The organism is Methylobacterium sp. J-072 (assembly GCF_022829425.1).
Lineage (GTDB): Bacteria > Pseudomonadota > Alphaproteobacteria > Rhizobiales > Beijerinckiaceae > Methylobacterium.
In genome coordinates, this window is the sequence record NZ_JAKSYK010000207.1 from 274743 (window position 1) to 298855 (window position 24113).

The window sequence follows — 24113 nt, forward strand, 5'->3', positions numbered from 1 at the left end:
CGAGAGGATGTGCCATGCTCGAACGGTTTCAGGGGGAACGGGGCCGCAAGCATCTCATCGGGGAGATGGAGCGACAAAGGCTTATCACCGGAACGCCCGGCCTCGCTGAGGCCCTGGTAGACGTTGGGGAGCTTACACGCGTCGCGCCCGGGACCTCGATCATCGAGCAGGGAGGTACCGACAACGACCTTTTCTTCATCGTGGTCGGGGACTTCGAAGTCGTTGCGAACGACCACCGCGTCAACGTGCGCAGCCGGGGTGACCAAGTCGGCGAGATGGCTGCCGTGGCACCGGCTCAGGCACGTGCGGCGACCGTGACAGCAATGACTGAGGCCGTCGTCCTGAAGGTCAGTGAGGTCGAATTCTCCGCCGTCGCCGACCGGTATCCCGAGGTCTGGCGCCGCATGGCGCAGGAGTTAGCGCGACGCCTGGAGCAACGGAACGCGCTGATCCGGCCCGCCAACGAGAAGCCGCGCGTCTTCCTGTTCTCGTCCTCCGAGGCCTTGCCGGTGGCGCGGGCCATCGAGAATGCGCTTGCGAACGACCCGTTCCTGACTGTCGTGTGGGCGAACGGCGTCTTCAAGGTAACGAACTACACGCTTGAGACGCTCGAAGAAGAGTTGATGCAATCTGACTTCGCGGTGGCAGTCGCCCATCCAGACGACAAGACCGAGGTCCGAGACGAGGAATGGCCCACGCCGAGGGACAACGTCGTTTTCGAGCTCGGTTTTTTCATGGGCAGCTTGGGGAGGCAGCGTGCCATCCTGATGGAGCCGAAGGGGACAAAGCTTAAGCTCCCCAGCGACTTGGCGGGCATCACGACGATCAAGTACAACTTCAAGTTAGGCGCCGATGTTGGAGCCATGATGGGACCTGCCTGCAACACACTGCGCGAACACATCATGCGCCTCGGTCGAAATATCTAACCGACCGGGAGTGGCCGATCCTAATTGATAAGTTGCTCTGGTGCCATAAGCGAGGATATCCGCGATCGCCCGCTAGTCGGCCGGGTCGGACAGCCGCGCATTCGTCGTTGGTCGCGGCCTCGCCATGGAAGGATCAGTCTCACCAGGAAGTGGCGACGAGCCCACCGACCTAGACAGCGTTCGGTATATCGTCGGACGAGACACAGTGAACAGTTCGGCCAAGTCGCCTATCGAATGCTCGCCGGCATCGTGCATGCGCCGGACCTCGCGCTGCTGCTTGGCGGACAGCTTCGGCTGCTTGCCCCGTAGCTTGCCCCGGGACCTAGCAATCGCCATCCCCTCGCGGGTGCGTAGACGAATCAGGTCGCTCTCGAACTCGGCGAAGGTAGCGAGGATGTTGAAGAACATCTTCCCCATCGGGTCCGCCGGATCGTAGACGCTCGTTCCAAGGGCTAACTTGATCCCACGCTCGATCAGCGCGTCGGCGATGCCGCGGGCGTCCGGGACAGAGCGTGCCAGGCGGTCGAGCTTCGGGACCACAAGCGTGTCGCCTCTCCGGACAGCGGCCAGCGCCTGATCCAAGCCGGGTCGGGCCCGGTTCGTGCCGGTCAGCCCGTGATCGGTGTAGATCCTGTCGGGCGCGACCCCAAGCCCTTCCAGCGCGGCTCGTTGTGCCGTCAGGTCCTGCCGGTCGGTCGAGCAGCGGGCGTAGCCGATCAAGATCGTCGTCATGGTGGGAAGTGTACGTTTGACCCCCCGCCATTGAAAGGATCAGCGTACGGGTCCTGTGAGACGGTGGCCTACCTCGCGCAGAACGGCTCCCGAGGGACGGGTCCCAGGTGTCCGTTGGACGACCGTCTACCGGACACGCGGGAATGGCCGGGTTGGGTGGATTTCCGCCAGTCCGCTTTCGGGTGGCGGATAGATCGAAGCGGATATAACCGCGGGGACCGATTCCGACCCTGGCTGTGTCAAAACGCCGATGATGGAAGTTTTCTCCGGGATGATCGGAGGCTGGCATGGGACGGTTTGTGGTCGGTGCCGAGCGCCATTAGATGACGCTGTTTCCCGCCTTGTCTTGAAGATTGGATCGCCGAGGACAACCCGGTCCGCGTACTCGATGCCTTCGTTGAGGCGCTGGATCTTGGCACTCTCGGCTTTGCGGGCGTCGATGCGGCGGCGACGGGACGACCGGGCTACCATCCGGCCGCACTTCTGAAGCTCTACGTCTACGGATACCTCAACCGAGTCCCGTCGAGCCGACGTTTGGAGCGTGAAGCGGATCGCAACGTCGAGGTCATGTGGCTGACGGGCCAGCTGTCGCCCGATCACAAGACCATGGCCGAGTTCCGCCGGCAGAACGGATCGGCCATCGGGCGCGTCTGTGCCCGCTTCGTCGCGTTGTGCTGCGAGATAGGCCTGCTGTCCCAGCCAGCGGCCGACTAGTTACCGCGCCACGATCCGGCGTCATGCCTAGCGGTCATCCCGACCCGGTCGTGCGCGGCATCGGCAACGTTCGACCGTGGCGGGAGTTTCCCGTGCATCGAGATACCAAGCGCCGTGTCGCTGCCCCCAAACCCCAAGGAACACCATGTCCCGCGAGACCAGCATCCAAGCGACCGAAAAGTTCGGCGAACTCGTCAACGGCGGTCGGTTCGATGCCTTCCCCGAGGTCGTCGCCCCGGATTGCCACGATCACGACCCGGCGCCGGGCCAGCACATGGGTCCCGAGGGATACCAGGCTTTCTTCACGCAGCTCCGTTCCGCCTTCCCCGACATGCAGGTCGAGGTGAAGAAGCTCGTTGCCGACGGGGACAGCGTCGCCTTCGCCTACACGCTCACCGGCACGCACCAGGGCGACTTCAACGGCCACAATCCGACCGGGAAGGCCATCAAGGTCCGCGGCATTCAGATCGGCCGCTTCGTCGACGGCAAGATGGTCGAGCGGTGGGGCTCATCCGACGAGCTCGGCATCCTCAAGCAGATCGGCGCCATCGAGGGCTGATGGAGGCTTCCGCGAGGGCGTCCCGGCCACGGGACGTCGTCAAGGCTTGGCCCGGGGCGGCCCATGGACCGCCCCGGGCGCTCAAGAACCGATCACTGGCTACCCGACCCCTCAGGCGCTCCGGGCCTGGTCGGGATTACGGCCCTCAGCGAACTCCTCGATGATCTTGGCGCAGAAGGCCGGCAGGTCCTTGGGCGTGCGGCTGGTGACGAGCCCCTTGTCGCAAACGACCTCCTCATCGACCCATGTGCCACCGGCGTTCTCGATGTCGCGCCGGACCGTTGGATAGGAGGTCAGCGTCCGCCCTTTCACGACGTCTGCCTCAATCAGCGTCCATGGCCCGTGGCAGATGACCCCGACCGGCTTGCCCGCGGCGAAGAAGTCCCGGATGAACGACACGACGTCCTTGTTCGCCCTTAGCTTGTCCGCTCCGACGCAGCCGCCGGGGATGACGAGCGCGTCGAAATCCGTGGCCGATGCCCCATCGATGGTCCTGTCCACCTTGTAGCGGCCGGCCGGATCGAGGTCGTTGTTCACGGTCTCGGCCTCGCCGGCATCCAGACCGATGACCGTCACGGTCGCCCCGGCCTGCTTCACCGCCTCATGCGGCTTGGCGAACTCCGGCTCCTCGGTGCCGCGCGGTGCGATCAGGATCGCGATCTTCTTGCCAAGCAAGCTCATGTCATCATCTTTCTGGGTGTAGGATTCATTCGGAAGCGCAGGTCGCGCCGTTCCTCACGCCGGGATGCGGTCGATGCTGGCGGTGTCCTCGGCCGCCACGCTGTTCTCGCGGTGGCGGAAGTCGCTCAGCGCCCTGTAGACCTGCAACCGTGCCCGCATCACCGAGCCGAGCGGCCGGTGCACCGCGAGACTGTGCGCAGGGCGGAAAGTCATCACCTCGTCGAAGTAGCGAACGCGCTCCGGGGCATAGGCTGCCTGGCGCGGCAGGCGCAGCGTCGCCACCGTGCGGTAGGGGCTGATCGAGACCGGCCAATCGACCGAGGCGTCCTCGATGGGCTGCCGTTCGGCATCCGCCCAGAGCTGCGCCCTCAACTCGAACACCACCTCGTGGTCCCTGAAGAAGGCGACCGTGGCATGCCGGAAGCCGTCCTCGTCCTGATGCGGATCGAGCCGCCACTCGGACAAGGCACTCTGGCTCTCCGTCGCCGGCACGACCCCTAGCTTGGCAACGTAATCGCCATAGCGGACCGGCGCCTGGCTGAAGTAGCTGTCGGCGAGGGGATGGCTGAAGGGATGACCGAAGAAGTCGGCCAGCGCGCTCTCCGTCCCGAAGGCATGCAGCGCGCGGTTGAGGTTGCGCATGGTCGAAGAGACGGCGCTCTTCACCTCTTCCGGCAATCCCGTCGACTTGCCGATGACGGTGCCGTCCCGCAGGAAGCCGGCTGCCGTCCCCGAGGGGAAGGTCGTGCCCGACGCCAGGACGAAGTCCTGGGTGTCGACGGCGTGGCCGGGCAGCTTCTCGCCGGGCACGTCGAACACCTTGATGGACATGCCGCGGTGGGTCGAGACCCGATCACCCAGGGTCTCGCCTGGCCCCTGAGCGAAACGGACCGCCACGGGGTGGGTGCCGGGCGTCGCGAAAAGCCCTTGCGCCAGTTCGGGCGGCAGGCCGGCGGGAATCGTCAACTCGCCGATGACGCAGGCCGAGCTCTTGGCGTGACTGGCGCGCACGGCGTGGTGCTCGCGTGCCTCGACGGTCTCCGATTGCTGCGTCATCCCCTTTATGATGCCGTCAATCGTCTTTTGCTCGTCCGGATCGGGCTTCTCGACGTCGGGTGCGTATCGAAGGTAGGTCATGATCTTCCTCACGGTGATCGGGGCACTGAAGCGAACCGCGGCGGATAAGAGCGCTGCGGATTCGGGGGTCGACGTATCGAGTCGGAAACGGGATCCCGTTTCGAACATCGAGGCGGTCGGGGGACGGGGACCATTCCCGGTCCGGGACGACTTCGCGTCCGTTGAAAGTCTGCCTGAGTTCGGCTGCGCTATAAGTTGGCTTCGAAGCGCTGCTTAGTTTTCGCGGCAATAGAAGACCGGACCATGGACCGGCTCCAGAGCGGAGGCGGCAAGCTCGACCGACATGCTTGACGACCCATGGATGACCGCGGACCCGGGTGTGCGACAAGCCATTTCAAGGCGCATCCTTCCCAACCGTTTCAAGGATTACGCGCGCCGTCTCGGCAGGCTGATCCCAATGCGGGAAGTGGCCGCAGCGCTCGAACCAGTGCAGATGGGCCGACGGGAAGGCTGCCAGGGCGCGTGCAGCCTGGCGCGGCAGCAGCAGGTGGTCTCGGCGGCCCCAGCCTATGGTGACAAGGCCGGGCGTCTTTGCCGAGCCCTGCTGCAACGGCCCGCGTGCCAGCTCACGCAGCATCGCATCGAACACCGGTGTGGCCGCCAGGCTCTGTAGCTCGTCTACGACAAGCTGCGGTGGCAGCACCCACGGACGGGCCGACAGCTGGGCTAGCAGCAGCGTACGGGTGACGGCGTGGCGCGACAGGCCGGGATGGAAGGGCCGCAGCAACCGCACCAGGCGTATCGATGCCGCGAGCGACCAGTGTAACCAGCGCGTTTCCCATCCGTGCCAGAAACCGCCGGGATCGAGCGCCACGCAGTGCCGACCGATGCCCCGCCGCGCCAGCTCCAGCACCAGCCGGCCCCCCACCGAACTGCCGACAAGGTCCGCTGTCGTCAGGCCTTGCGACCTCACGAAGCCGGCAAGCGCGTCCGCATAGGCCTCCACCGTCTGCTGGCCCGGGAGCGGGGCCGATCTGCCATGTCCCGGCAGGTCGACCAAGATCAGTTCGCGCGAGCCGCGCAATGCGCTTAAGAGCGGATCCCAGGTGCGGAGATTGGCCCCCAGCCCATGGACCATCAGGAGCGGCCGGCCCGTGCCGAGGCGTTCAGAATGTAGGGACATGACGGCATTGTCCTTCAATGTTCGCGCTGCAGTCCGAACATTGGTCCGTCGCAGATTTCGTCAGGCCGGGCGTGCCAGTCAGGTCCGCGGTTCGCCCATATTGGACGCTTCGAGGCCGAGTCGCCGGTTTGATAGCCAGTTACGCGGCGCGGGGCCGACCGTACTTTGCAGTTTTGCGAGCGCCGGATGTCGCCGCGAAGGCCCTACCGGAGTTCGCCAGGAGAGAGCTGCGCTTTCCAGGCTCGCGAAAACGAAGACGACACGTCTGTTCCCACTCAAATGCCGGCGTACCAAGCGTAGCCCTGGTCCTCCCAGTAGCCGCCCTTGCCATCGCCGAGGTGGGCGAAGCTCTCGACCACCTCAATGCGCATCACGTATTTCGCCTGCTTGTAGCCGAGGTTGCGTTCCACGCGCAGGCGCAGCGGGGCCCCGTTTGAGACCGGAAGCGCCTGGCCGTTCATGTCGTAGGCGAGGATCGTTTGCGGGTGGAACGCGTCAACGAGGTCGATGCTCTCGTAATACCGGACCGGCGATCCGCCGCTGGCCGCGTCATCATCCGTCGCCTGCTGGCCGCCGGAATCCTTCCTGCTCTCCCCGCTACCCGATTGTTTGGTCATGCTCGGGTTGGCGTTGCCGGCGGGGGCCTCGTCAGTCTCCTCACCGTCTCCCCCGCCTTCGAGTGCATTGCCCTGGTCCATGGTGTCGGCGCAGTGGAACACCACGTAGCGCGCCCCGGGCTTGAGCTTGGCCCGGGACAAGAGGTCGGAGAGCGGCACCCCGGTCCATTTGCCGATGGCGCTCCAGCCCTCGACGCAATCGTGCCGGGTGATCTGGGTGCGGGCGGGAAGCTTGCGGAGCTCGGCCAGAGAGAGCTTGAAGGGCGCCTCCACAAGGCCATCGACCTCCAGGTGGTATTTGGCGAACTTAGCCTTCGCGAGGACCTTGTAGGCGTTGTCCGGCGGGTCCTCGGTGCCGTTCGGCTTGAACCACGGCGAGATGTCGGTCTCGGCGTATTCCGGTGCCAGCGTCCGGTCGGTGAGCAGCAGGCGCTGGACGAACATGTTGGCGTCCTCGCCGGTCTTGAGCGTGCGCCGGAACCACTCCGCGTTGCCGAGGCGGTCGCACCCGCCGAGCGTGGCCGCTGCGGCCATGGCGGAGGCCCCCCTCAGGAGGGCGCGTCGACTGGGAGGGCGGCTCATGCCCGGGTCTCCCCATTGACGGGTGCCGGCTCGACCTTGCGCTCGATCACGAACCAGCCGGTGAGCATGCCGCGCATGTTGTTCCAGAAGCCCGAGAGCAGGACGAGGGCGACGTGAACGAGCACGAACAGGACCAGCAGGGCCGCCACGACGAAGTGGACCGTGCGCGCGGACTGGCGCCCGTCGAACAGCGTCAGCAGGAAGGGGAAGGCCGCGTCCATCGCGGGAGACATCGCGAGGCCGGCCAGGACCTGCACCGGCAGGAGCACGAACAGCACGACGAGATAGGTCAACTTCTGGATGACGTTGTAACGCTTGGCCTCGTCGCCTTGCGGGAAGCGCAGCGTCAGGTGCTCCCAAACCGATGCGCCGAAATGACGGATCTGATCGCGCGACGGGATGACCCGGAACCGAAGCTGTCCGCTGACAAGTCCGTAGAGCAGGTAGGCGAGCCCGTTCAGGACGAAGGCCCAGGCGAAGAAAAAGTGCCAGGAGCGACCCCCGGTGAGGTCCTGGTCGCTGGGAAGCGTCGCCCAGCTGGGGAAGCCGCGGTCGGCGGCCTGGCCGTTGGAGCTGACCGATGAGCCGAGCCAGCCTGTCGTGTCGAAGCCGTGACCGAACACCGTGGTCACGCCCTTGGGCGGATCATCCTCGGTCGAGGACATCGCCATCAGCGGCGTGTCGAAGGTGGAGACGCTGCCCCAGTAAAGGGCCGGGTGGGCGTTGAAGATCTGCAGGCCGCTCATGAGCAGGACCAGGAGGCAGACCGCGTTGGCCCAGTGGTTGATGCGGATGACGACGGGGTGCCGGAACATCCATCGGCGGCGCTCGACCTCGTCCGTGTCGGGCGCGGAGCGCGTCAGGTAGGTGCGAGGCAAACGGTCTTCCTCGAAGTCGTGGCCGTTTGGGTGGAGGCCCCTGCATCGGGACCTCCAAAAGCATCAAACGTTCGAGATCACATGCCGCGGTTCATCATCCGCTTCTTCATCATGCGGCGCTTCATCATATTCTTCCGCATCATGCGCTTCTTCATCATCATCCGCTCACTGCGGTCCATACGGACCTGGGTGACGCTGCTCTCGGACTGAATGCCGTTGACGGACATCGGGGCGGCCGTGGCCGAACCGGCGGCGAGGGCAATGCCGCCGAGGGCGGTCAAAGCGGTCAGCGCAAGGGTGAACTTCTTCATGTAGGATCTCCTGTGGAGGTGAACATCTTATACAACCCACAGGGCAACAGAATTATTGTATCGTTGTTCCTAAAAAAACTAGAAATTAATTTTCTGTACTATGATAGTTTTGCAATAGGCATTCGGTGCTCACATCAAGGCTTTTGCCTGGGCGCGATCCTATTCTCGCACATCGATACGGAGCTGGTCCGCGACAAGTTTCAGCCCCCGGCAAGAATCTGCCGAGTCGGATCGCAACCTTGGACGAGTGGGCGACCCCGACCTGACGCCATCGAGGTCAACGGTATCGGGCTCACTCCTGCACCGGTGGCGGACCCTCTTCCACTTGCCGGAGAAGGCCCGCAGATGTGGTGCTACTGCCGACATCACGGATCGACGAACGACCGCTTTCGGCGAATGGCGTAGGGCAGTTTGTACGACGAGGTTGGGTCGTGAGCGGAAACGTCCGTTCGCCGATCCCCTTTCGGACATATGAGTCTGCTGACAGGGCCGGGGAAATAAAGCTATTTCGTTCGCCAGGGGGGCAATCATGCGCGCAGTGGCCAAGGTCCAGTTCACTACGCCATCTACGGACGAGCGTATCGCACAAGCCATTAGTGCGATCCTGGACAAGTGGGCTAAACGCAAGTTCGATCTCGCCCAGGACGGCGGAGTCGTGATCCGGCGAAGCGGCTTGAGCGCCGCTTTCGATAAAACGTCAGAAACGGTCGACAGTCGTCGGAGGGATGCGCTTACGGTCCTTGAGCCCGTTGACGGGGGCAATCTACAGACTGATGTCGAGGTGGTAGCAGGCCCCGAACGGACTGCCTTTCGCTGCGTGCTTAGCATCGGTTCGGACAGCGGTATCTCTCCGGCTAACGTGCCTCTTCGTGCCCCCCTTTTCATTCACGATATCGTCTCGTTGGCGGCACCCTGGACAATTGGCGTCGCGGGTGAGCGCGTGTTCGCACACAGCTTCGCCATCGACACCGACGACGTTCCAGAGCTTAACGCGTTGATTTTCGCTCCCGAACGGAGGCTTCCAGTCGTCGTCGTTTCCGAGCTGAATGGTGAGACGCTTGCGGGCGATCTACACGAACGTTTAAGCCAGGACCTCTGTGGACTGGCTCACACCGTGCGACTATCGAACGATGCAACTTTCGAACTGACTAGAATTCGAGGCAAGGAGTGGTCCTGCTACAATGGAGCCGTCAGACTGTTCTGGCCATATCGCCCAGGCAATAACGACTTCCGCGTACATCCACTCTGGACTTATGACCATATTCTCGCTCGCGCCGAGAGCGAAGTGCAGGCTCGCGACCGTTTCAGGGGTCTGGTGGCTGGGCGAATCATAGAAGCTTCGACCTTCGTTGCCGATGACAGCATGTTTGGTGAATTCGAGGTCGCCAAAATCAGAAGGACGATGGATCTCGCGCGGGCCGCAGCAGAGGACGATGGCGACATTCGCACTTTGGCGGACTCTTACGCCGCCGAGAACGACAAGCTTCGCGCCAAGGTCGACGAGCAGAACAAGGACATTGAGATCCTTCGCGGGAACATCGAGGCACTTACCATCGCGCTGCGTTCCACGGAGGCGGCGGTTCCGGAGGCCATGAACGAAACCCCTCCGCAAACCATAGCAGAAGCGGTCGCGGTCGCTCGGCGTGAGTTGAACGGCAATATGGTCATCGCGATGGAGACCGATGCCGACATTGCGAACCTGAACCCCACGGCAGGACCGCCTGATAAAATTCTACGCTACCTGCGTACGCTGGCGGAGTTAGCCACCGCGTTGGCGGCGGATGAGGTTCGGCAATCGATTCCGATGTGGTTACGAGATCACGGCGTCGAGTGCAGCGTTGAATCTGAGTCGAGCAAGGTTAGCCGGGATAGCAAGCAATTCCGTACACGGACTGTCGACGGTGAATCTATAGAGTGCGAATTTCACGCTAAGCCTGCTGAAGGCGTTCCGCCGGACAGATGCGTCCGAATTTACTTTGCCACTGCCAAATCCAACCCTTGCATCAAAATAGGATACATTGGCCGTCACTCCAATTGACTGCGAAGTTTGACGTGTTGCAGCTTGGTTGCGTTTTCCGAGTCGGACAGCAGAGGGTGAAGAAGGCCCGGTTCACTCTTCCTCAGGCAGCCTCCATCTGCCTCAAAAGGGCCCTTTCCGCTCATGGCTGTGAGGTGACGTCGGGGCGCCAAAAGCCTTAGCTCCCCATTCACGTCAGAGGCACACCCCAGATGTCTGTGCGGCCCCAAAGCGCCCAGGCGCGCCTCTGATCGTGGATCGCCTTCGCGTCGATACGATCCGTAGCGTGGCGCGCACGGGCAGCGGCGGCTCCGTATCGGGCGAGCATCGGGTCCAGTCCGGTCAGTCCCCGTTTGAGGACTAGCCCTCGGGCCGGGGTGATCGAGCGGAGCCGTCCCATCGCAGTGCCCGGACCGCGTCCGTCACGTCCGACACCGCCACCGTCAGGTCGGACAGGGTCTCCACCAGGTCGTCGAAGCCCGACCCGTCCTGGTCCGGCGGCCCCAGGGCCGCCAGGATCGAGTGGAGCAGGCGCTCCTGCGTCTCCAAACGTCGCATGATGTCCGCGTCGTCCATCCGTCATTCCCTCCAGTTGCAGGTTGCCCAGGCGCCCCTTCACCGTCGCGGCGAGGATGCGCTCGCCCTCGAAGCGTCGACCGGCCGCGCCGAGAATCCGTGTTGCGAGATGCGATGCGCCGCCGGCATCGACCACGACCGGACCGACGCGTCCCTGGCGAAGGTCAAGCCCGCGGGCTCGCAATGCGACCAGGAAGGCCGGACCGTCTTCGGTCTCGCGCCATGCCACCAGGGTCGCCCGTCGCAGGTCGTCGAGCCCGATTCCGGTTCGCTCCTCGATCAATCTTTCCCTTGGCGTGAGCCTCGCGACAGGGCGTGCGGATTCGAGGGTTCCGGACGCGACGAGCCAATCGGCTACGTCGGATCGGCGATCCTGCCGGAGGCGTTTCGCAATCGACCGGGCATGCTTCGATGGCACGGCGTCCATGCCGAATTCGAACTCGACGATGCGCCCGCACTTTTCGCGGCGGGCGTAATCCCAGGCCAGGTTCACCACCGTCCCGGAGGGGCGGACGATGCCGTAGACGCGATGTTCGTGTAGGCGTCCGCCTTTGCGATGCTCGACCCCGCAATACGGTTGGCCCGCCATTCCGAACTCGGTTTCGAACAGGGCCCAGAAGCGCACCCTTGCCGCGGCGTTGTCGGCAATCGTCGGATCGGGGCTGCAGAACAAATGATAGATCGGGCGGTCGGTGCGGCCGCCGGCGGATTGGGCCACCAGCTCGCGGATCTGGTCGTGGAGCCCGAGGCTACCGAGGCCGCGCGCCGTGATCACCGTGACCTCGTTCTCGGATTTCATCAGGTGATGGGCCAAGGCATCCCCATACCCCGACCCGCGTGTCGCGCCCGAGATCACGGCGCGGGGCGGCGCACGACGAGCGGGATCAGGAGCGACCTTGCCTCGTTCAGCGCCTGCTTCGCCGAAGCCTCGTCACGGACGGAAAGGGCGGTGCTGACCCGGGCGAGTTCCCGGATGGCGGCGGCGATGGCCGAACGGTCTTCCTCGGGCCTGCGGATCGGCCGGCCGCTGCGCGCATCGTCCGGCGATTGCATCGCGACGCGGTCTAGCAGGAGGCGTCGCACCCACGCACCGGCGGTGAGCCCCTCGCGATGTGCGAATGTGGTCACCGCCTCGCTAAGGTCGCCGCTCATGCGAGTGACAAAACGGACGTGGAGGCCTCGTCGCCGCGGAGGCAGTCGGGAAGGTGACGAGGAGGTGGCGGCTAGGGCCGGAACCGATTTGGACGAGGTGTCGCTCATTTTCTTGGTCTCTCGCGTTTCTTGGTCGTGTTCGCTGCGGTCCGGTCCTCAGATCGGCTTGCGAGGGGGTGGGGGCTGATGGACGGCCCCGTCCGGGATGAGTGTCGGTCCTCCCCCACCCCCATCGGCGCGGGACTGGCGTCGCGCTGCCCGCTCCAGAGCCGCGGCACGCTTGGCCTCGATCAACCGCATGACCACGGGCGGGACTTCCAGGTTCGGGGGTGCGGGACGGTCGTAGAGGCGGGCGCGACCGGTCTCGGCGTCGAGGGCGGCGAGCGCATGTTCCCAGGTCGTCAGGTCGTCCATCATCTGCTGCATGACGCTGAGACGTTCGCAACGTTCCAACCGGTTCGGGCTCGCCCGCCACGGGGTCTGCGACGTCAACCATCGCGCGCGCTGCCACGCCCAGATCTCGGGTCCCATTCCCAGGGACAACCGCTCGTGCTCGGTCGCACCCAATCGGTCGAAGGTGGCCCCATCGATGGCGCGGGCATAGTCGCGTGTCGCGGTGGCGAGCGAAGGCACCTTGATGGGGCCGGCCGTCCGAGGAGCCGCGGCGGTCGGTTTCTCCGGCCCGATGCTATTGTCCGCCATCGTCGATGGGGCCGGACCCTGCGAGCCTCCGAGACGCTGTCGAAGCCATTTGAACGGCATGGTCGCCCCCTTTCAGGCGAATCGAACCAGACTGGTTCGGGCCGCCATGAAAGCACCGGGGGCGTTTAATCCTAGTGGGATGCCAATTATAATCGCAAAGGGATGACAACTTCGCCGGAAAATCAGACATCGATAAAATTTCATAGATAGATTTTACGTGTCGTATTTGTCCTCCCACCTCCTGACGATGATCAGGCGTTGAGGCAACAACATAGGTCGTATCGCAGCCTCATCGGGCTTGGACATGCGTTTCGCCAAATACGAATCGCCATGAATGACCAGTCGATCCCTCAGCCTATGGCGCCCTATGGGATGACATCCATGGCTTGTGACCGGATAAATAGCCACGCCATCGCCATGAGATTTGGAAGAACGGGAGCGCACGGGAACAATCGCACCTCCACCACGACGAGGTTCACCCATGTTCACGGCCATCACCCGCATCCTGCGCGCGATCCACATCATCACGCCCGCCAAAGTCATTGCGGTGCGCGGGCAGCCCTCGGATAGAATGGGAGAGGCGACAGTCACCCGGCCGGTCGGAGCCACCGTGAAGGCAGCGCCGGCAAACAGGGATGACACGAGAAGAAACGTAAGAAAGGAAGAGCCAGCCATGGCGGGCATGCCCGCCAGTTCGTTCTCCCTTCGAGAGAGCCGCCCAGGGGCTCCGCCCCGTGGACCCCGTGAAGTCGCCACCTCGGCGTCGACCACCAGTGAGCCTGTCCCTCCCTCGTCAATCGCGATCCCGGACCCCGCAGGGTCCGCGACCACGGTCGCCGTAGGACCAGAAAACCCGTCCAAGCTCAGGCAGCGGCGCCAGCCTTCCGCGCCACGCGCCCGCAAGCTTCCGAAGGTGGTCCGCAAGGATAGATTGAACAATCCTTCGGCTTAAGTATCTGACATAAAATGTATTTTTGCCTTGCAGGCGCGCGATACCCGTGGCAATGGAGGATGGTGGTGAGTGAGCACGCCTCACGACGTGAACAGCCCTCGCCGATGGTGTCCTCGACCTTGGACGGGGCGATGCCGTGATAAATCGGTGAGGATCTAGCGGCCAAGGTGGCATCGCGGAGCCAGGGGGGAGGATGGCGACTGTCTTCAAGCCCGATGCCCGTCGGTTGGAGTCCCTCGGCTACGGCCTAATCGCCCATGTCCCCGTGTTGTTCGACCGGCATCAGCGCTATTGCCGGGTCCATAACGCGTACCTCCGCGTCCGCGCCAAGCTTGAATGGCATCCCCTATCAGGCACAGCAGGGACCTCTGCGGCGCGTGACTACCCGCGACCGAACACGATGCTCCGCATCGCCTACAGCATCGCAAACTTCCTCGATTGGTGCGAGGCGCGGCATGTCGCGTGGCAGGACCTATCCTACGACGAGGTGCTCGCCTACCAAGCGGAACAGATCCGCGGCGCCTGGTCGGCTCAAAAGAACCGGAAGCTCAAGCCCGCAACGGCCAACGCCCGGGCAGACGAGGCGACCCACTTCCTGAGGTGGGCGGCTGAAGCGAAGCTAAGGCGCCCGTTCGGCATCCGCACCGTCACCAAGACGAGGGTGGTCCGGACGGGTGCGGCGTCCAGGGTCGTGCATGCGGCGGTCTCCGTCCGCGCCGGGCGCGCGCGCGAGGAGCATGGCAGTCCGATGGGGATGCTGATCTTCCTGCCGACGGCCGAGGAGGTGCGCGCATGGCTTCGCCGCGTCAAGGTCCAACGCGGTTACGCGAAGGCTCTCGCCTGCCGCCTGATCATCGAGACCGGCCTTCGCAAGAGCGAGCTCGTTGCGCTGACGACGGCGCAGGTGCCGGACGAAGAAATGCTGGCCCACCTGCGGGCGGAGGGGCGCATCGTGGCGCCGATGCGCGTCACGGTGACGAAGGGCGGGCGTCCGCGCACAATACAGCTTCCGCTGCCGCTTGCGGCTGAGATCCGCAACTGGATCGACACGCGTCGCCTAACGCTTGTCCGCCGCTACAGGCGTCGCACGGACGAGGTCGCGAGCGAACGGCTGTTCCTGTCCGATGCCCGCGGGTACGAAGGATCGGTCATCGAGCACCATACGGTTTACCGCTGCTTTTACGAGGTGAAGCCTCGTCCGCGGAAATGGTCCCCGCACTTCGCGCGGCACACTTTCGCCTGCTTCTATCTCCTCCACGCCTTGGAGAGCGAGGCGAAGGCGGCCAACGCCACTTTCAATGAGCTCGGCGCCGATTGGGTGCAGAGCCGCGGGAGGTTCTGGCTCGACACGCTGCGGCGGCAACTGGGGCACGTCAGCGAAGACACCACCGACATCTATCTCCGGTGGCTCGCCACCGCGACAGGCATCACTGCGCTTGCCAGCGGCTGGCACGCATTCCTCGAAGCTGCCGATGACGAGACGGGGGTTCCTTGATGCGCGATATCGACGGAGGCTCCGGCCAGGTCGTCCGCCATCCGGTGGTCGATCTCCGCTTCTGGGTCGCCCCGGAAGACGGGCCTGCCTACGAGGTCGATCTCACCGAGTTCGCGCACGGTGGTCGCCGCGAGGACCAAGATCCGCAGCGGCGCGCGCGGTGGGCCGGCGACTTCGCCGGACGGCCGGACCTGGCGAGGCAACTCGCCACGCTCTACCGCGTCACCCGGCCGACGGCGGTCACGTCCAAGTCGGCGAGGTCGGTGTTGCGGTCGTTCTTCCGCTTCCTTGACACGGACGCAGCCGGCGAGGTCTCGGACGTCCGCGAGCTCACTGATGGGCACGGCCCGGCCTTCAAGCGATGGCTCGCGGCCGCAAACTTGAGGGATGACACCTACGGCCAGGCCAAGACCCTCGTCGACCGGATGCGCTCCCTCGAAGCGGCGCCCACCCTGTTCTGGCCGACGCGGGACAGGAACGTCCCGACGCTGCAGGATGACGTCGACCTGCTCGGGATGCGGCACTTGTTCAACGCCCTCAAGCATGAGGGCCGCAGCATCAAGCGCATGTTCGCCGAGGGGGAGCGGCTCGCGAGCGTTGGCGAGGATCCTCGGGGATCCAGCCACCGACAGGGGTTCAGCCCCGCCGCTTGGCACAGGCGTGAGAACCACGCTTGGCTCGTCGCGCAGTTCACGCGCGAGTGCCTGATCCCGAAGGCCGCGTTCCTGGCCGCTGGCGGACAGGGGCTGCATAAGGCCAATGACCTATCCCAGAAGCACGACGGCCCGGCTTACCTCGCCCCCGGGATGACCGAGCGTGGCCGAGAGGGCATCGTCGGCAAGCTACGTTGGTTTCACCCGAGCTATCACGATACCGCGGTGTTCCTCTGGCTCTTCATGCTCGGCACGGGCTGGAACCTGTCGACGGCGCTCGGCATCGATGTCACCGATGACGGGTCGTGGTTCGAGGACCATCCGCACAAGCCCGAATTCAAGGTGTTGCACGCCTTCAAGGGGCGGTCGTACCGGCATGTCTTCGCGCTCTCGCTGGAGCGTCCTGAATGGCACCCCTTCAATGTCGTCCGCTTCATGATCGAGCGCACGGTACCGCTCAGGGCGACCCTCCGCCGGCGCCTGGCGGTTGCAGAGGCAGCGAACTCGGATGTCCCCTCGCATGCCGGGGAAGCCGAAATCGAGCGCCTGAGGGCAGCGATCCGCAGCCCGTGGCTCTACCATGTCGTGAACAAGGTCGGCGACGTGAACGCCTTCGGGCACGAAGACAGCGCATCACTCAACAACGTCGCGCGCCTGGTGGCCGAGCGGGGAGGACTCATGGCCGCCCATCCCTCGCTGACGCGGATGAGCACTTCTGTGGCCCGTGACGCCTGGATCGGCTACGCCTATGCGAAGACCGGCCACAATGTGCTGCTCGCCCAGCTGGCGGCTCAGCATGCCAATGCCCGGACGTTGCGGCACTACCTGAAGCGTCGCCGGTACAGGAACCATTCCGAGAAGGTCGTCCGACTGGTCCAGGACGCCGCGTTCGCCGAGATCGAGGCGAAGCGGCCACTCGATCCCACGCGGCTGCGGATCATGGTCCGGAACGGCGAGATCACGCCGGAACAGGAGCGGCGTCTCATCGATCACCGGCAGAGAACCCGTCTCGGGATGGGATGCCTGGATCCCACCAGCCCGCCGCGCGACGTCGCCCCGGAGCACCGCCAGGGCAGCCTATGCCGTGTCCAGCGCTGCACCGGCTGCGTCCACGGGGTCACGTTCGCCGAGAGCCTCGCCCCGCTGGCCCGTGCCCGCGCCGAGCTGATGCACCTTCAGCGCGAGGTGCCGTTCGCAGCCTGGGCGGGGTCGAGCTTCGAGATCGAGATGCAGTCCATCGACGCCACCCTGACCAGCTTCGAACAAGGCGCGGTCGAGTATGAAACGCAGGCCTGGCTCGCCAAGCTCCGCTCAGGGGAGGTCATCGCTCATGACACCTATCCGAGCTATTGAGCCCGCCCCGGGTCTGACCGGGGTCGGATCCTGGCGCGAGGGCATCGCGATGTCGCTTGGCAACTTCTCGGAGCTCGCCGCCCGTCCCTGGTCCGAGGTCCGCCGGATCGAGATCTTTCCTGGCTGCCGCGTGGGTGACCCGCTGATCGTCATGCCTGAGCACTGGATGCCGGCGGGCCCGCTTCGGCGCACCTCCATGCGGACCATCGACCCGACCTTGGACGGCACGTTGACCGACGACGATCAGTTGGCGGCCGTACGCGAGGAGAGCGTACGGCGCTCGCTCTTGGCATTGTGGCTACCGCGCCGGACGAACACGGGGATCAGGTCCTACGCACCCTCGTCCTGGCTCGGCTCGGCCCGGCTGCTCCTCCGCTGCGTGGAATGGCAGAAGAAAAACAGGCCATCCGCTGACGGACTGATATGGGGCCACCTCACGCTGGTGGACCGCCTATCGATGCGGGATGCCGTCTGTGATGGCCAGCGGCCGCGAACCGATGTCGTGACGCTGTTTCGCTGGCTCTCGGAGTCCGGCGAACGCGGTGTCCTGTCCGATTATCCCAGCCTCACCCCCGCACACCAGGACGCTGCCTCCATGAAGGAGGGGTCGAACCGGGGGCCGGCACCGGTGCGGACCGTCAAGACCGAAGAGCGGAACTGGCAGCCGTTCTCGGACGCATTCGTGACGGAGGTCGTATGGCGAGGGCTTTGGATCCAGCGCCACCTGGCATCACAGCTTCTCGACTGCTGGTCCGCATTGCGCGAGATCACTGCCGAGGCTGCGGCAAGGGGACAAGTCACGAGCAACCCGGCCGTGATCGAAAGACGGCGAGCGCACCTTGCATCCATCGACTGGCGCGACGCCGATGGGCAGCCGATCACCCGGCTTCCGTTCGAGGTGGCACAGAAGGTCGGATTTAAGTTCGAGAAATCCGACCGTTGGCCGCCCCGCGATGGCGGGTCCATCTCCCTGATGGTTGGAATCCTCCAGGCGATGAACCTGTGCATGGTCGGCTTCTGCGTTGGCGCCCGCATGAGCGAGATCGCCTCGGCTCAGGACGAAGCCCTCGGTCATCTTGCCGACGGACGTCTCGCGGGCCGGACGTTCAAGCTCGCTGACGAGGTCGAAGGTCAACCTCGTGACTGGCCACTACATCCGGCGGCGGTCAAAGCCATCGAGCTACAGCACGATCTTGCGCGGCGTGTCCGACCGGACGGTGCGAACCACATCTGGGTTCTTTCCGGCAAGGCCGGAACCCACCCTGTCGGCTCGCCCCTGCTCAACCTGACCGAGCCCATGGTGTCGGCTGTCGAGCATCTCGGTCTCTCCCATCTCACCGGTAAGGATCGAGCCCATGCCCATCGGTGGCGTCATACGGTAGCAAGGATCGTCGCCCTCTCGGTTATGAGTGCCCCTCAGGTACTCCTTGACCTGTTCGGCCATCGCGATCTCGAAATGACGCTGCGCTACATGCTCTCGGACCCCGAGATCGCGCAGGACGTCATGCGGGTCGCCACGGAGACGGCGTTCGTCCTGGCGGAGGACGCCATCGCCGAGACCATCGCCGGCGAGGCCGGCGGACCTGCGGCGGCCCCCCTTCGCCAGGGGCTCGAAGACCTCCGCATGCGGCGCGGCGAGGAAACGTTCGGGGCCGACAGCCTCCGGGAACTCACCGACATCCTGACCTTCGGCGGCAAGCAGTGGGAGCTCGTCCGGCCCGGCGTCATCTGCACCAAGGCCCCTGGGCAGTTCGGACCCTGCACACAGGGCTTCGGAGAGCCGGATCCCGGCAGTTGCCGGACCACCTGCGACCATCGGCTGGAGACGTCCCGGGCGAAGGCGCAGTGCGACGCGGCCGTGGGGGCCCTGGTCCAAGAATTCGAGGCGGCGGAGCGGGAGGGGGCAGACATGCTGGCCGAGAACCTTCGGGGCCAGCTCCTGGCCCAACTCAGGCGATGGGAGGAGGTCCGCGAGAGATGGTCGGCGAATAGCGAAACCGTTGCCCGAATCTGGAAGGGGGAGTGACTCATGGCGAGACGGAAGGCGGCGGATCAGGAAACGCAGTCGGCCTCGGCCGATGCCGCGGCGGCGCGCATCGGCAACGAGGGGCGGCGCGTGTCGGCTCAACGGAAGCTGTCGACGCGAGAGCGCTGCGAGGCCGCCATGCGCGACATCCAGGCCGACGTGGAGGCGAACAAGGGCATCTACCCGCTCAGCGATGGGAGGATCACGCTGCAGGAGGTCCTGCGCCGTGCCGGGCTCAGCTCGGCCGCTCTGGAGAAACGGCACCATCATGACTTCAAGGCCGAGGTGGCGGATTGGGTCGCGGGAGCGAACAAGAGGATCGCCCGGGGTGCCCGCACCATCCGCAAGGTCGTGACCGAGCGCGTCGACGAGGCCAACGCCGAGATCAAGGCGATCCGCCAAGCATGGACCGAGGCGGAGCTCGAATACGTCGACGGACGTGGCGAGCTCGCCAAACTCACCACCGAGAACGCCGCGCTGGCGCGCCAGGTTCAGCAACTCCAGGCCGAGCTGGCGGGGCGGAACGTGATCCCGATGACCGGCGCGAAGGATCCCCGCTGATGGCGAAGCCCTCCATCACGCCGCAGATCGCAGCGGTCCTGGAGCCCTACCTGGAGGAGCTCCAGGAGGCCTGGGAGCGTGGTAGGCGCCTCACCCCGACGCTGCCGGTCACGGACGGCAAGGTGAACGTACGCCAGTTGGTGCGCGCCCTGGCGGCCCGGGACGACAAGATCAAGATCCACCACGAGCAGCATTTCTTCAACAAGCCCGAATTGCGCTCGGCGGTGAACGCCGTCGCCGAGCAGCAGGGGCTGGAACTCATCGGGAGCCGGTCGCCCGAAGAGGCGCACGATGCGGCCCGGCAACGGATCGGCAAGCTCTCGGGCGAGGCGTCCGAGCTCCGTAAGACCATGGCCGAACGGGAGTCAGTCATCGACGCCCTCCGGCGCGAGAACGCGTCCCTGCGCGCGCAGATGGCCATGCTGGAGGACACCGGCATGGTCGTACGGTCCGGGACGGCCCGATGACCCTGGTGACCGTCGAGCACATCCTGTCCGAGCGCGAGTTCGGGGTGATCCTGGCGACCCGCGTCGTGGGAGAGGACGGAGATGCATCGGGGCCCGAGCTACGGGTCAGGGCGCTCCGTCGCGTCATGATGGGCGCCCCGGCGGTCGGCGAGCGGTGGACCGTCGAGGGGCCCATCACGAAGACGAAATGGGGACCACAGCTCGAAGCCAGGCGGGCGGTCCGGCAGCTCCCGAGCGGGGCACTCGTACGGTCGTTCCTCGCCTCCCACGTGCCGGGGATAGGCCAGGACCGGGCAGATCGGTTGTGGAAGGCCTACGGCACCGATCTCCCTGAAGTTTTGCTCAAGGGCGACCTAGCGGAAATAGGTGCGGTGCTGGCGCCGGAGCGGCCGCTGCTCGGACCGCGTATCGCGGCGGCTGCCGTTCGGGCATGGCGGGACGCCGAGGCGGAGGCGAAGCTCGTGGTCTGGCTGCAGGGTTGCGGCGTGGACGACATGCGTGTCGCGATGAGGATCTCCGCCGCACTCGGCGAGACGGCGGTCGATACGCTCGGCCGGAACCCGTGGTGCCTGATCTCGCTACTGCCCTGGCCGAAGGTGGATGCGCTCGGCTGTCGCCTTCTACGGGAGGCCGGGATACGCACGGTCGAGGACGTGCCGGATCGCCTGGTCGGCGCCGTCGACGCGGTGATGAAGGCCGTGATCGCGTCCGGCGACACCATGATCGGGGATGCCGACCTCCAGTTGGCGCTCGCCATCGCGCTCGACGTGGCTGTCGATCACCCCCGCGTCGGAGCGGCCGTATCGGCCGGCGCGCGGAACGGCGCCGTCCGCGCCGGTGAAGCCGACACCTGGCGGGCACCCGGGTGCGCCCTCATGGAAGAGGCCGTGGTAAGCCGATTCCTCGACATCCACGCGCTCGGACACATCGCGAAGCGTCCCGACAGGTCCGCCGAGAACCGGGTGGCGCTTGCAAATTACGAAGGGTCCGCCGGTATCCTTCATCCGGAACAGCGGGCCGCGGTCCTCCAGGTTCTCGCGTGTCCTTTCGCGTGTCTGCGGGGCGGCGCCGGGGTCGGTAAAACGCACGTCACCCGGGCGATCTGCCATGTCTGGGAGGCGACCGGCGGGGATGTCGTCCTTGCAGCGCTTGCCGGTAAGGCCGCCCTGCGGCTGAGCCGGTCGACCGGCCGGCTCGCCCGCACACTCTTCAGGACCATCCGTGAATTGGACGAGCGGGCACGTATCGCCGACGCGCTGCTGGAGGGGGTGGAACGCGGCGAGGAACTGAAGCTTACCGCGCGGTTGGAAACGCTCGCCGAGATCACGCCGCAGAGCCTGGTCATCGTCGACGAGGCCTCGATGGTCGACATCGCCACGATGCACGCTCTCCTCCGAAGGATGCCGGCCGGTGCCCGTTTGCTGTTGGTCGGGGACGAGCGGCAGCTTCCGCCGGTGGGCTTCGGCATCGTCTTCCATCGCATCATCGCCGACGAACGGATCACGGCAAGCTTGACTGTCATCCATCGGCAAACGGACGACAGCGGCATCCCCCTCGTGGCGGCCGCCGTCCGCGAACGCCGGCTGCCCGTCCTGAAGCCCTATGCCGGCCTGCAGGATGGCGTCTCGCTCATCCCCGCCACGGATCTCGAATCGATCCGGGATGAGGTTCTACGAGCCTACCAGGACCTCGCCGCCGAAGACCTGCTCGTGATCGCACCGACGAAGTCGGGCATCACCGGCGTCCCGGCCCTGAACGAGGAACTTCACGAGCTCTTCGTCGACGCCAACCAATCGTCGGAGATGGTGTCGCCCCTTGGTGAGCGCTTTTCCATCGGCGAGCCGATCCTGCACGGGCGCAACGACTATGCGCGTGGCCTCTTCAACGGCAGCATGGGGACGGTCGTGAGCTTGGACGGCGACGTCATGACGACCGATTTCGATGGTGAGGAGCATCAGTTCAAGCGTGACGAGCTCCTCGACCTCAGCCTCGGCTACGCCCTGACCTGCCATCGGGCCCAAGGGTCCCAGGCCAAGAGGGTCATCATCGCGCTGACCCCATGTCAGTTGCTGGACCCATCCTGGCTCTACACAGCCCTGACCCGGGCGGAACGGCAGGTGGTCATTGTCGGGGATCCGAAGGTGATCGGGCTCACGCTGGATATGCCATGGGCCGCGGAGCAGCGGCTGGTCGGGTTCGAATGGGATCGACCGATGCCTGCTACGGCCGCCACTGAGCTCAACGGCAGTCCCTGACCTTTGGTGAGTCCCTGAGCAAGCGACCTTTCCTGGGCCTTAGCCCAGATAGGTGGTCCCGCTACCCCTGACCTTCGGAGCCGTCCCCTCGCATCGCCCGTCCGGCATGGGCGCGCGCAGCCTGCAAGGAGGGTCCGCGCACGCAGTGCGTGGATGCCTTGCGGGCGAGCACGGCCATGCCAGGGTGATGATGCGAAGGGATGGGTTCGGAGGTCAGGGAGCTCTGCTTCTCAGTACACGAAGAACGGATCGTTCTTCTGATGCAGCCTGGATGTCTGAAACGCCGTTGTCCCGGTCCACTTCGGGACCGGCTCCTTCCGTTTGTTGGAGCTCGACTCGGCGCCCTCGTATGAGACCGTCATGCGCTTTTCCAGCGTGATCTTGTATCCGACGACCTTGCCGGCAGCGACGAGAGCACGGTCGAAGGCGGCGTTGGCTGTCGGGCAATCGGTGAAGACACCCCAGACAGTCGTGTTGGGCAGGCGGCTCACGAACTTAGCACCCTTCCAAACGTACAGAAGGCCTTCCTTTTCGGCCGCCTCCATGAAGGGTCCGTAAGGGACTGGACTGCCCGTCTTAAGATCGTAGCTGATCATGATGTCGGGCATCGTCACTCCGGCGGTTCGATACGAGCCACAACGCCCGTGTCGAACCATGTAGGCGAGTGCTAGGATCTCGTCACTTTATGCCGCCTTGCATAAGACGGCATAACCCGAACTGCATATGCTCTCGGTCAAGCCATTGAACATACACACAAAAGATGCAGATCCTGTTATATTAGTGCTCAAGTACGACCGGATGCTCGTGACTGTTGCGACTGACGCCTAGTGTTGAAGTGTGAGGCATAAGATGGTCGGAAATACTTCGGAGCGGCCTCTATTTGAGAGGCATAATTTGCTGGATATGATCTGAGGTTGTTTATTGCGGTCAATTGGCAACTCAAATGAGGGTGACGCCCCTGACGTAAGGTAGCCGGCAATCGGAGCCGAATTAGACGCAGGAGGACGCCGGATCGGCGTCCTCCAATACCGCTCAGAACAAAACAAGTACGGCCAAGCTTACGGTGAGCTTGGCGCCATCGGCAGCGGCTGCCGGAGTTGGTTTCCTGGGAGACGCTCCATGAAGGTCACGACGACGCATTTTCAGGTCGGCAACGGCGATATGACCCTCGTCACTTTGGAGAGCGGTCGCCGGATCCTCATCGACTGCAAGATCACGCAATGCGCGGACGATCCGGACGACGATGCCCCCGATGTCGGAACGCAGCTGCGGGACCTGCTGGAGCGCGACGGAAGCGGCCGCCTCTACGTCGATGCCTTTTTGTTGACCCATCCCGACCAAGATCATTGCGCGGGTCTGCGCCGGCACTTCCATCTCGGGCCGCTGAGTCAGTGGAGTTCGGACGACGACAAGATCGTCATTCGGGAGATGTGGTCATCGCCCATCGTGTTCCGGCGCGCCGAGCGCAAGGAGCCTAAGAGCGCCTAACAGAACGGCACGGACCCGTGCTCTACGGCGGCGGCCTGCGCATCTCGGAGGTGTGCGGCCTGCGCTGGCGGGATCTCGCGGTCCGGGATGAGGCCGGGCAGGCGACGGTGTTCGGCAAGGGCGGCAAGACCCGGGTGGTGCTGTTGTCAGCTGCGA

Annotated in this window: 22 protein-coding genes and 2 pseudogenes; 12 read left to right on the plus strand and 12 right to left on the minus strand. The window is 64.9% G+C overall.

What is annotated here, in order from left to right:
• The first annotated feature begins 14 nt into the window (after positions 1 to 14).
• A complete protein-coding gene (locus MKK67_RS27975) occupies positions 15 to 926 on the plus strand; it encodes a TIR domain-containing protein (RefSeq protein WP_243971659.1) in 912 nt (303 codons plus the stop codon).
• A 72-nt stretch (positions 927 to 998) separates the two neighbouring features.
• On the opposite strand, the gene MKK67_RS27980 is transcribed toward MKK67_RS27975, so the two are convergent.
• The gene (locus tag MKK67_RS27980) at positions 999 to 1658 is read right to left on the minus strand and encodes a recombinase family protein (protein ID WP_409568450.1); all 660 of its coding nucleotides are present in this window, start codon (positions 1656 to 1658) and stop codon (positions 999 to 1001) included.
• Between the two features lie 323 nt (positions 1659 to 1981).
• Here MKK67_RS27980 and MKK67_RS27985 point away from each other — a divergent pair.
• Positions 1982 to 2357: pseudogene (locus MKK67_RS27985) on the plus strand (transposase); the annotation flags it as partial.
• A 160-nt stretch (positions 2358 to 2517) separates the two neighbouring features.
• Complete coding sequence (locus tag MKK67_RS27990) at positions 2518 to 2931, plus strand: ester cyclase (protein ID WP_243971663.1); 414 nt, start codon at positions 2518 to 2520, stop codon at positions 2929 to 2931.
• A gap of 111 nt (positions 2932 to 3042) precedes the next feature.
• Here MKK67_RS27990 and MKK67_RS27995 read toward each other — a convergent pair whose 3' ends face one another.
• From MKK67_RS27995 to MKK67_RS28020, 6 genes are all read right to left on the minus strand, one after another.
• The gene (locus tag MKK67_RS27995) at positions 3043 to 3612 is read right to left on the minus strand and encodes a type 1 glutamine amidotransferase domain-containing protein (RefSeq protein ID WP_243971666.1); all 570 of its coding nucleotides are present in this window, start codon (positions 3610 to 3612) and stop codon (positions 3043 to 3045) included.
• Positions 3613 to 3666: 54 nt separating this feature from the next.
• Positions 3667 to 4749, minus strand: a complete 1083-nt coding sequence (locus MKK67_RS28000) for a catalase family protein (RefSeq protein ID WP_243971668.1) — start codon at positions 4747 to 4749, stop codon at positions 3667 to 3669.
• Between the two features lie 334 nt (positions 4750 to 5083).
• Positions 5084 to 5872 (minus strand): alpha/beta fold hydrolase, encoded by a 789-nt coding sequence (locus MKK67_RS28005; RefSeq protein ID WP_243971670.1) that lies wholly within the window; start codon positions 5870 to 5872, stop codon positions 5084 to 5086.
• A gap of 275 nt (positions 5873 to 6147) precedes the next feature.
• Entirely contained in the window at positions 6148 to 7071 is a 924-nt protein-coding gene (locus tag MKK67_RS28010; protein ID WP_243971672.1) for a molybdopterin-dependent oxidoreductase, read from the minus strand.
• Complete coding sequence (locus tag MKK67_RS28015) at positions 7068 to 7949, minus strand: cytochrome b/b6 domain-containing protein (RefSeq protein ID WP_409568451.1); 882 nt, start codon at positions 7947 to 7949, stop codon at positions 7068 to 7070. Before MKK67_RS28015 ends, MKK67_RS28010 begins: the two co-directional genes overlap by 4 nt.
• A gap of 77 nt (positions 7950 to 8026) precedes the next feature.
• Positions 8027 to 8260 carry a hypothetical protein gene (locus tag MKK67_RS28020; RefSeq protein WP_243971674.1) on the minus strand — a complete coding sequence of 78 codons (234 nt, stop codon included), beginning with the start codon at positions 8258 to 8260 and terminating at the stop codon, positions 8027 to 8029.
• Between the two features lie 529 nt (positions 8261 to 8789).
• Between MKK67_RS28020 and MKK67_RS28025 the strand changes: the two genes are divergently transcribed.
• Positions 8790 to 10298: a hypothetical protein gene (locus tag MKK67_RS28025; protein WP_243971676.1), complete on the plus strand. Its 1509-nt coding sequence runs from the start codon at positions 8790 to 8792 to the stop codon at positions 10296 to 10298.
• 169 nt (positions 10299 to 10467) lie between these two features.
• Here the strand turns inward: MKK67_RS28025 and MKK67_RS28030 are convergent, their stop codons facing one another.
• From MKK67_RS28030 to MKK67_RS28045, 4 genes are all read right to left on the minus strand, one after another.
• Positions 10468 to 11667: a relaxase/mobilization nuclease domain-containing protein gene (locus MKK67_RS28030; RefSeq protein ID WP_243971678.1), complete on the minus strand. Its 1200-nt coding sequence runs from the start codon at positions 11665 to 11667 to the stop codon at positions 10468 to 10470.
• 38 nt (positions 11668 to 11705) lie between these two features.
• Entirely contained in the window at positions 11706 to 12005 is a 300-nt protein-coding gene (locus MKK67_RS28035; RefSeq protein WP_243971680.1) for a hypothetical protein, read from the minus strand.
• A gap of 156 nt (positions 12006 to 12161) precedes the next feature.
• Complete coding sequence (locus MKK67_RS28040; RefSeq protein ID WP_243971683.1) at positions 12162 to 12707, minus strand: hypothetical protein; 546 nt, start codon at positions 12705 to 12707, stop codon at positions 12162 to 12164.
• A gap of 213 nt (positions 12708 to 12920) precedes the next feature.
• Complete coding sequence (locus MKK67_RS28045; RefSeq protein WP_243971685.1) at positions 12921 to 13391, minus strand: hypothetical protein; 471 nt, start codon at positions 13389 to 13391, stop codon at positions 12921 to 12923.
• A 668-nt stretch (positions 13392 to 14059) separates the two neighbouring features.
• On the opposite strand from MKK67_RS28045, the gene MKK67_RS28050 reads away from it, so the two are divergent.
• The 6 genes from MKK67_RS28050 to MKK67_RS28075 are packed head-to-tail and all read left to right on the plus strand — an operon-like array spanning position 14060 to position 22469.
• Positions 14060 to 15154: a tyrosine-type recombinase/integrase gene (locus tag MKK67_RS28050; RefSeq protein ID WP_243971687.1), complete on the plus strand. Its 1095-nt coding sequence runs from the start codon at positions 14060 to 14062 to the stop codon at positions 15152 to 15154.
• A complete protein-coding gene (locus MKK67_RS28055; RefSeq protein ID WP_243971689.1) occupies positions 15154 to 17160 on the plus strand; it encodes a hypothetical protein in 2007 nt (668 codons plus the stop codon). The genes MKK67_RS28050 and MKK67_RS28055 overlap by 1 nt, the downstream gene beginning before the upstream one ends.
• A gap of 49 nt (positions 17161 to 17209) precedes the next feature.
• The gene (locus MKK67_RS28060) at positions 17210 to 19186 is read left to right on the plus strand and encodes an integrase (RefSeq protein WP_243971691.1); all 1977 of its coding nucleotides are present in this window, start codon (positions 17210 to 17212) and stop codon (positions 19184 to 19186) included.
• 3 nt (positions 19187 to 19189) lie between these two features.
• Positions 19190 to 19747, plus strand: coding sequence for a hypothetical protein (locus tag MKK67_RS28065; RefSeq protein WP_243971693.1), 558 nt, complete (start codon positions 19190 to 19192; stop codon positions 19745 to 19747).
• Positions 19747 to 20214, plus strand: coding sequence for a hypothetical protein (locus MKK67_RS28070; protein WP_243971695.1), 468 nt, complete (start codon positions 19747 to 19749; stop codon positions 20212 to 20214). Before MKK67_RS28065 ends, MKK67_RS28070 begins: the two co-directional genes overlap by 1 nt.
• Positions 20211 to 22469 (plus strand): AAA family ATPase, encoded by a 2259-nt coding sequence (locus MKK67_RS28075; protein ID WP_243971697.1) that lies wholly within the window; start codon positions 20211 to 20213, stop codon positions 22467 to 22469. The genes MKK67_RS28070 and MKK67_RS28075 overlap by 4 nt, the downstream gene beginning before the upstream one ends.
• A 230-nt stretch (positions 22470 to 22699) precedes the next feature.
• Here the strand turns inward: MKK67_RS28075 and MKK67_RS28080 are convergent, their stop codons facing one another.
• The gene (locus MKK67_RS28080) at positions 22700 to 23077 is read right to left on the minus strand and encodes a hypothetical protein (protein ID WP_243971699.1); all 378 of its coding nucleotides are present in this window, start codon (positions 23075 to 23077) and stop codon (positions 22700 to 22702) included.
• Positions 23078 to 23588: 511 nt separating this feature from the next.
• Between MKK67_RS28080 and MKK67_RS28085 the strand changes: the two are divergent.
• A pseudogene (locus tag MKK67_RS28085) lies at positions 23589 to 23936 on the plus strand (metallohydrolase); the annotation flags it as partial.
• A 38-nt stretch (positions 23937 to 23974) separates the two neighbouring features.
• The coding region (locus tag MKK67_RS28090; protein ID WP_313899048.1) for a tyrosine-type recombinase/integrase at positions 23975 to 24113 on the plus strand (139 nt) is incomplete at its 3' end.

Excerpts from the sequence above, each read along its gene's own strand:
- MKK67_RS27975 (WP_243971659.1), top strand. The coding sequence starts at position 15 with ATGCTCGAACGGTTTCAGGGGGAACGGGGCCGCAAGCATCTCATCGGG.
- MKK67_RS28020 (WP_243971674.1), bottom strand. The coding sequence starts at position 8,260 with ATGAAGAAGTTCACCCTTGCGCTGACCGCTTTGACCGCCCTCGGCGGC.
- MKK67_RS28045 (WP_243971685.1), bottom strand. The coding sequence starts at position 13,391 with ATGCCCGCCATGGCTGGCTCTTCCTTTCTTACGTTTCTTCTCGTGTCA.
- MKK67_RS28010 (WP_243971672.1), bottom strand. The coding sequence starts at position 7,071 with ATGAGCCGCCCTCCCAGTCGACGCGCCCTCCTGAGGGGGGCCTCCGCC.
- MKK67_RS28050 (WP_243971687.1), top strand. The coding sequence starts at position 14,060 with ATGCTCCGCATCGCCTACAGCATCGCAAACTTCCTCGATTGGTGCGAG.
- MKK67_RS28040 (WP_243971683.1), bottom strand. The coding sequence starts at position 12,707 with ATGGCGGACAATAGCATCGGGCCGGAGAAACCGACCGCCGCGGCTCCT.
- MKK67_RS28025 (WP_243971676.1), top strand. The coding sequence starts at position 8,790 with ATGCGCGCAGTGGCCAAGGTCCAGTTCACTACGCCATCTACGGACGAG.
- MKK67_RS28035 (WP_243971680.1), bottom strand. The coding sequence starts at position 12,005 with ATGAGCGGCGACCTTAGCGAGGCGGTGACCACATTCGCACATCGCGAG.
- MKK67_RS27995 (WP_243971666.1), bottom strand. The coding sequence starts at position 3,612 with ATGAGCTTGCTTGGCAAGAAGATCGCGATCCTGATCGCACCGCGCGGC.
- MKK67_RS28055 (WP_243971689.1), top strand. The coding sequence starts at position 15,154 with ATGCGCGATATCGACGGAGGCTCCGGCCAGGTCGTCCGCCATCCGGTG.
- MKK67_RS28080 (WP_243971699.1), bottom strand. The coding sequence starts at position 23,077 with ATGCCCGACATCATGATCAGCTACGATCTTAAGACGGGCAGTCCAGTC.
- MKK67_RS28060 (WP_243971691.1), top strand. The coding sequence starts at position 17,210 with ATGTCGCTTGGCAACTTCTCGGAGCTCGCCGCCCGTCCCTGGTCCGAG.
- MKK67_RS28075 (WP_243971697.1), top strand. The coding sequence starts at position 20,211 with ATGACCCTGGTGACCGTCGAGCACATCCTGTCCGAGCGCGAGTTCGGG.
- MKK67_RS27980 (WP_409568450.1), bottom strand. The coding sequence starts at position 1,658 with ATGACGACGATCTTGATCGGCTACGCCCGCTGCTCGACCGACCGGCAG.
- MKK67_RS28000 (WP_243971668.1), bottom strand. The coding sequence starts at position 4,749 with ATGACCTACCTTCGATACGCACCCGACGTCGAGAAGCCCGATCCGGAC.
- MKK67_RS28065 (WP_243971693.1), top strand. The coding sequence starts at position 19,190 with ATGGCGAGACGGAAGGCGGCGGATCAGGAAACGCAGTCGGCCTCGGCC.
- MKK67_RS28070 (WP_243971695.1), top strand. The coding sequence starts at position 19,747 with ATGGCGAAGCCCTCCATCACGCCGCAGATCGCAGCGGTCCTGGAGCCC.
- MKK67_RS28005 (WP_243971670.1), bottom strand. The coding sequence starts at position 5,872 with ATGTCCCTACATTCTGAACGCCTCGGCACGGGCCGGCCGCTCCTGATG.
- MKK67_RS27990 (WP_243971663.1), top strand. The coding sequence starts at position 2,518 with ATGTCCCGCGAGACCAGCATCCAAGCGACCGAAAAGTTCGGCGAACTC.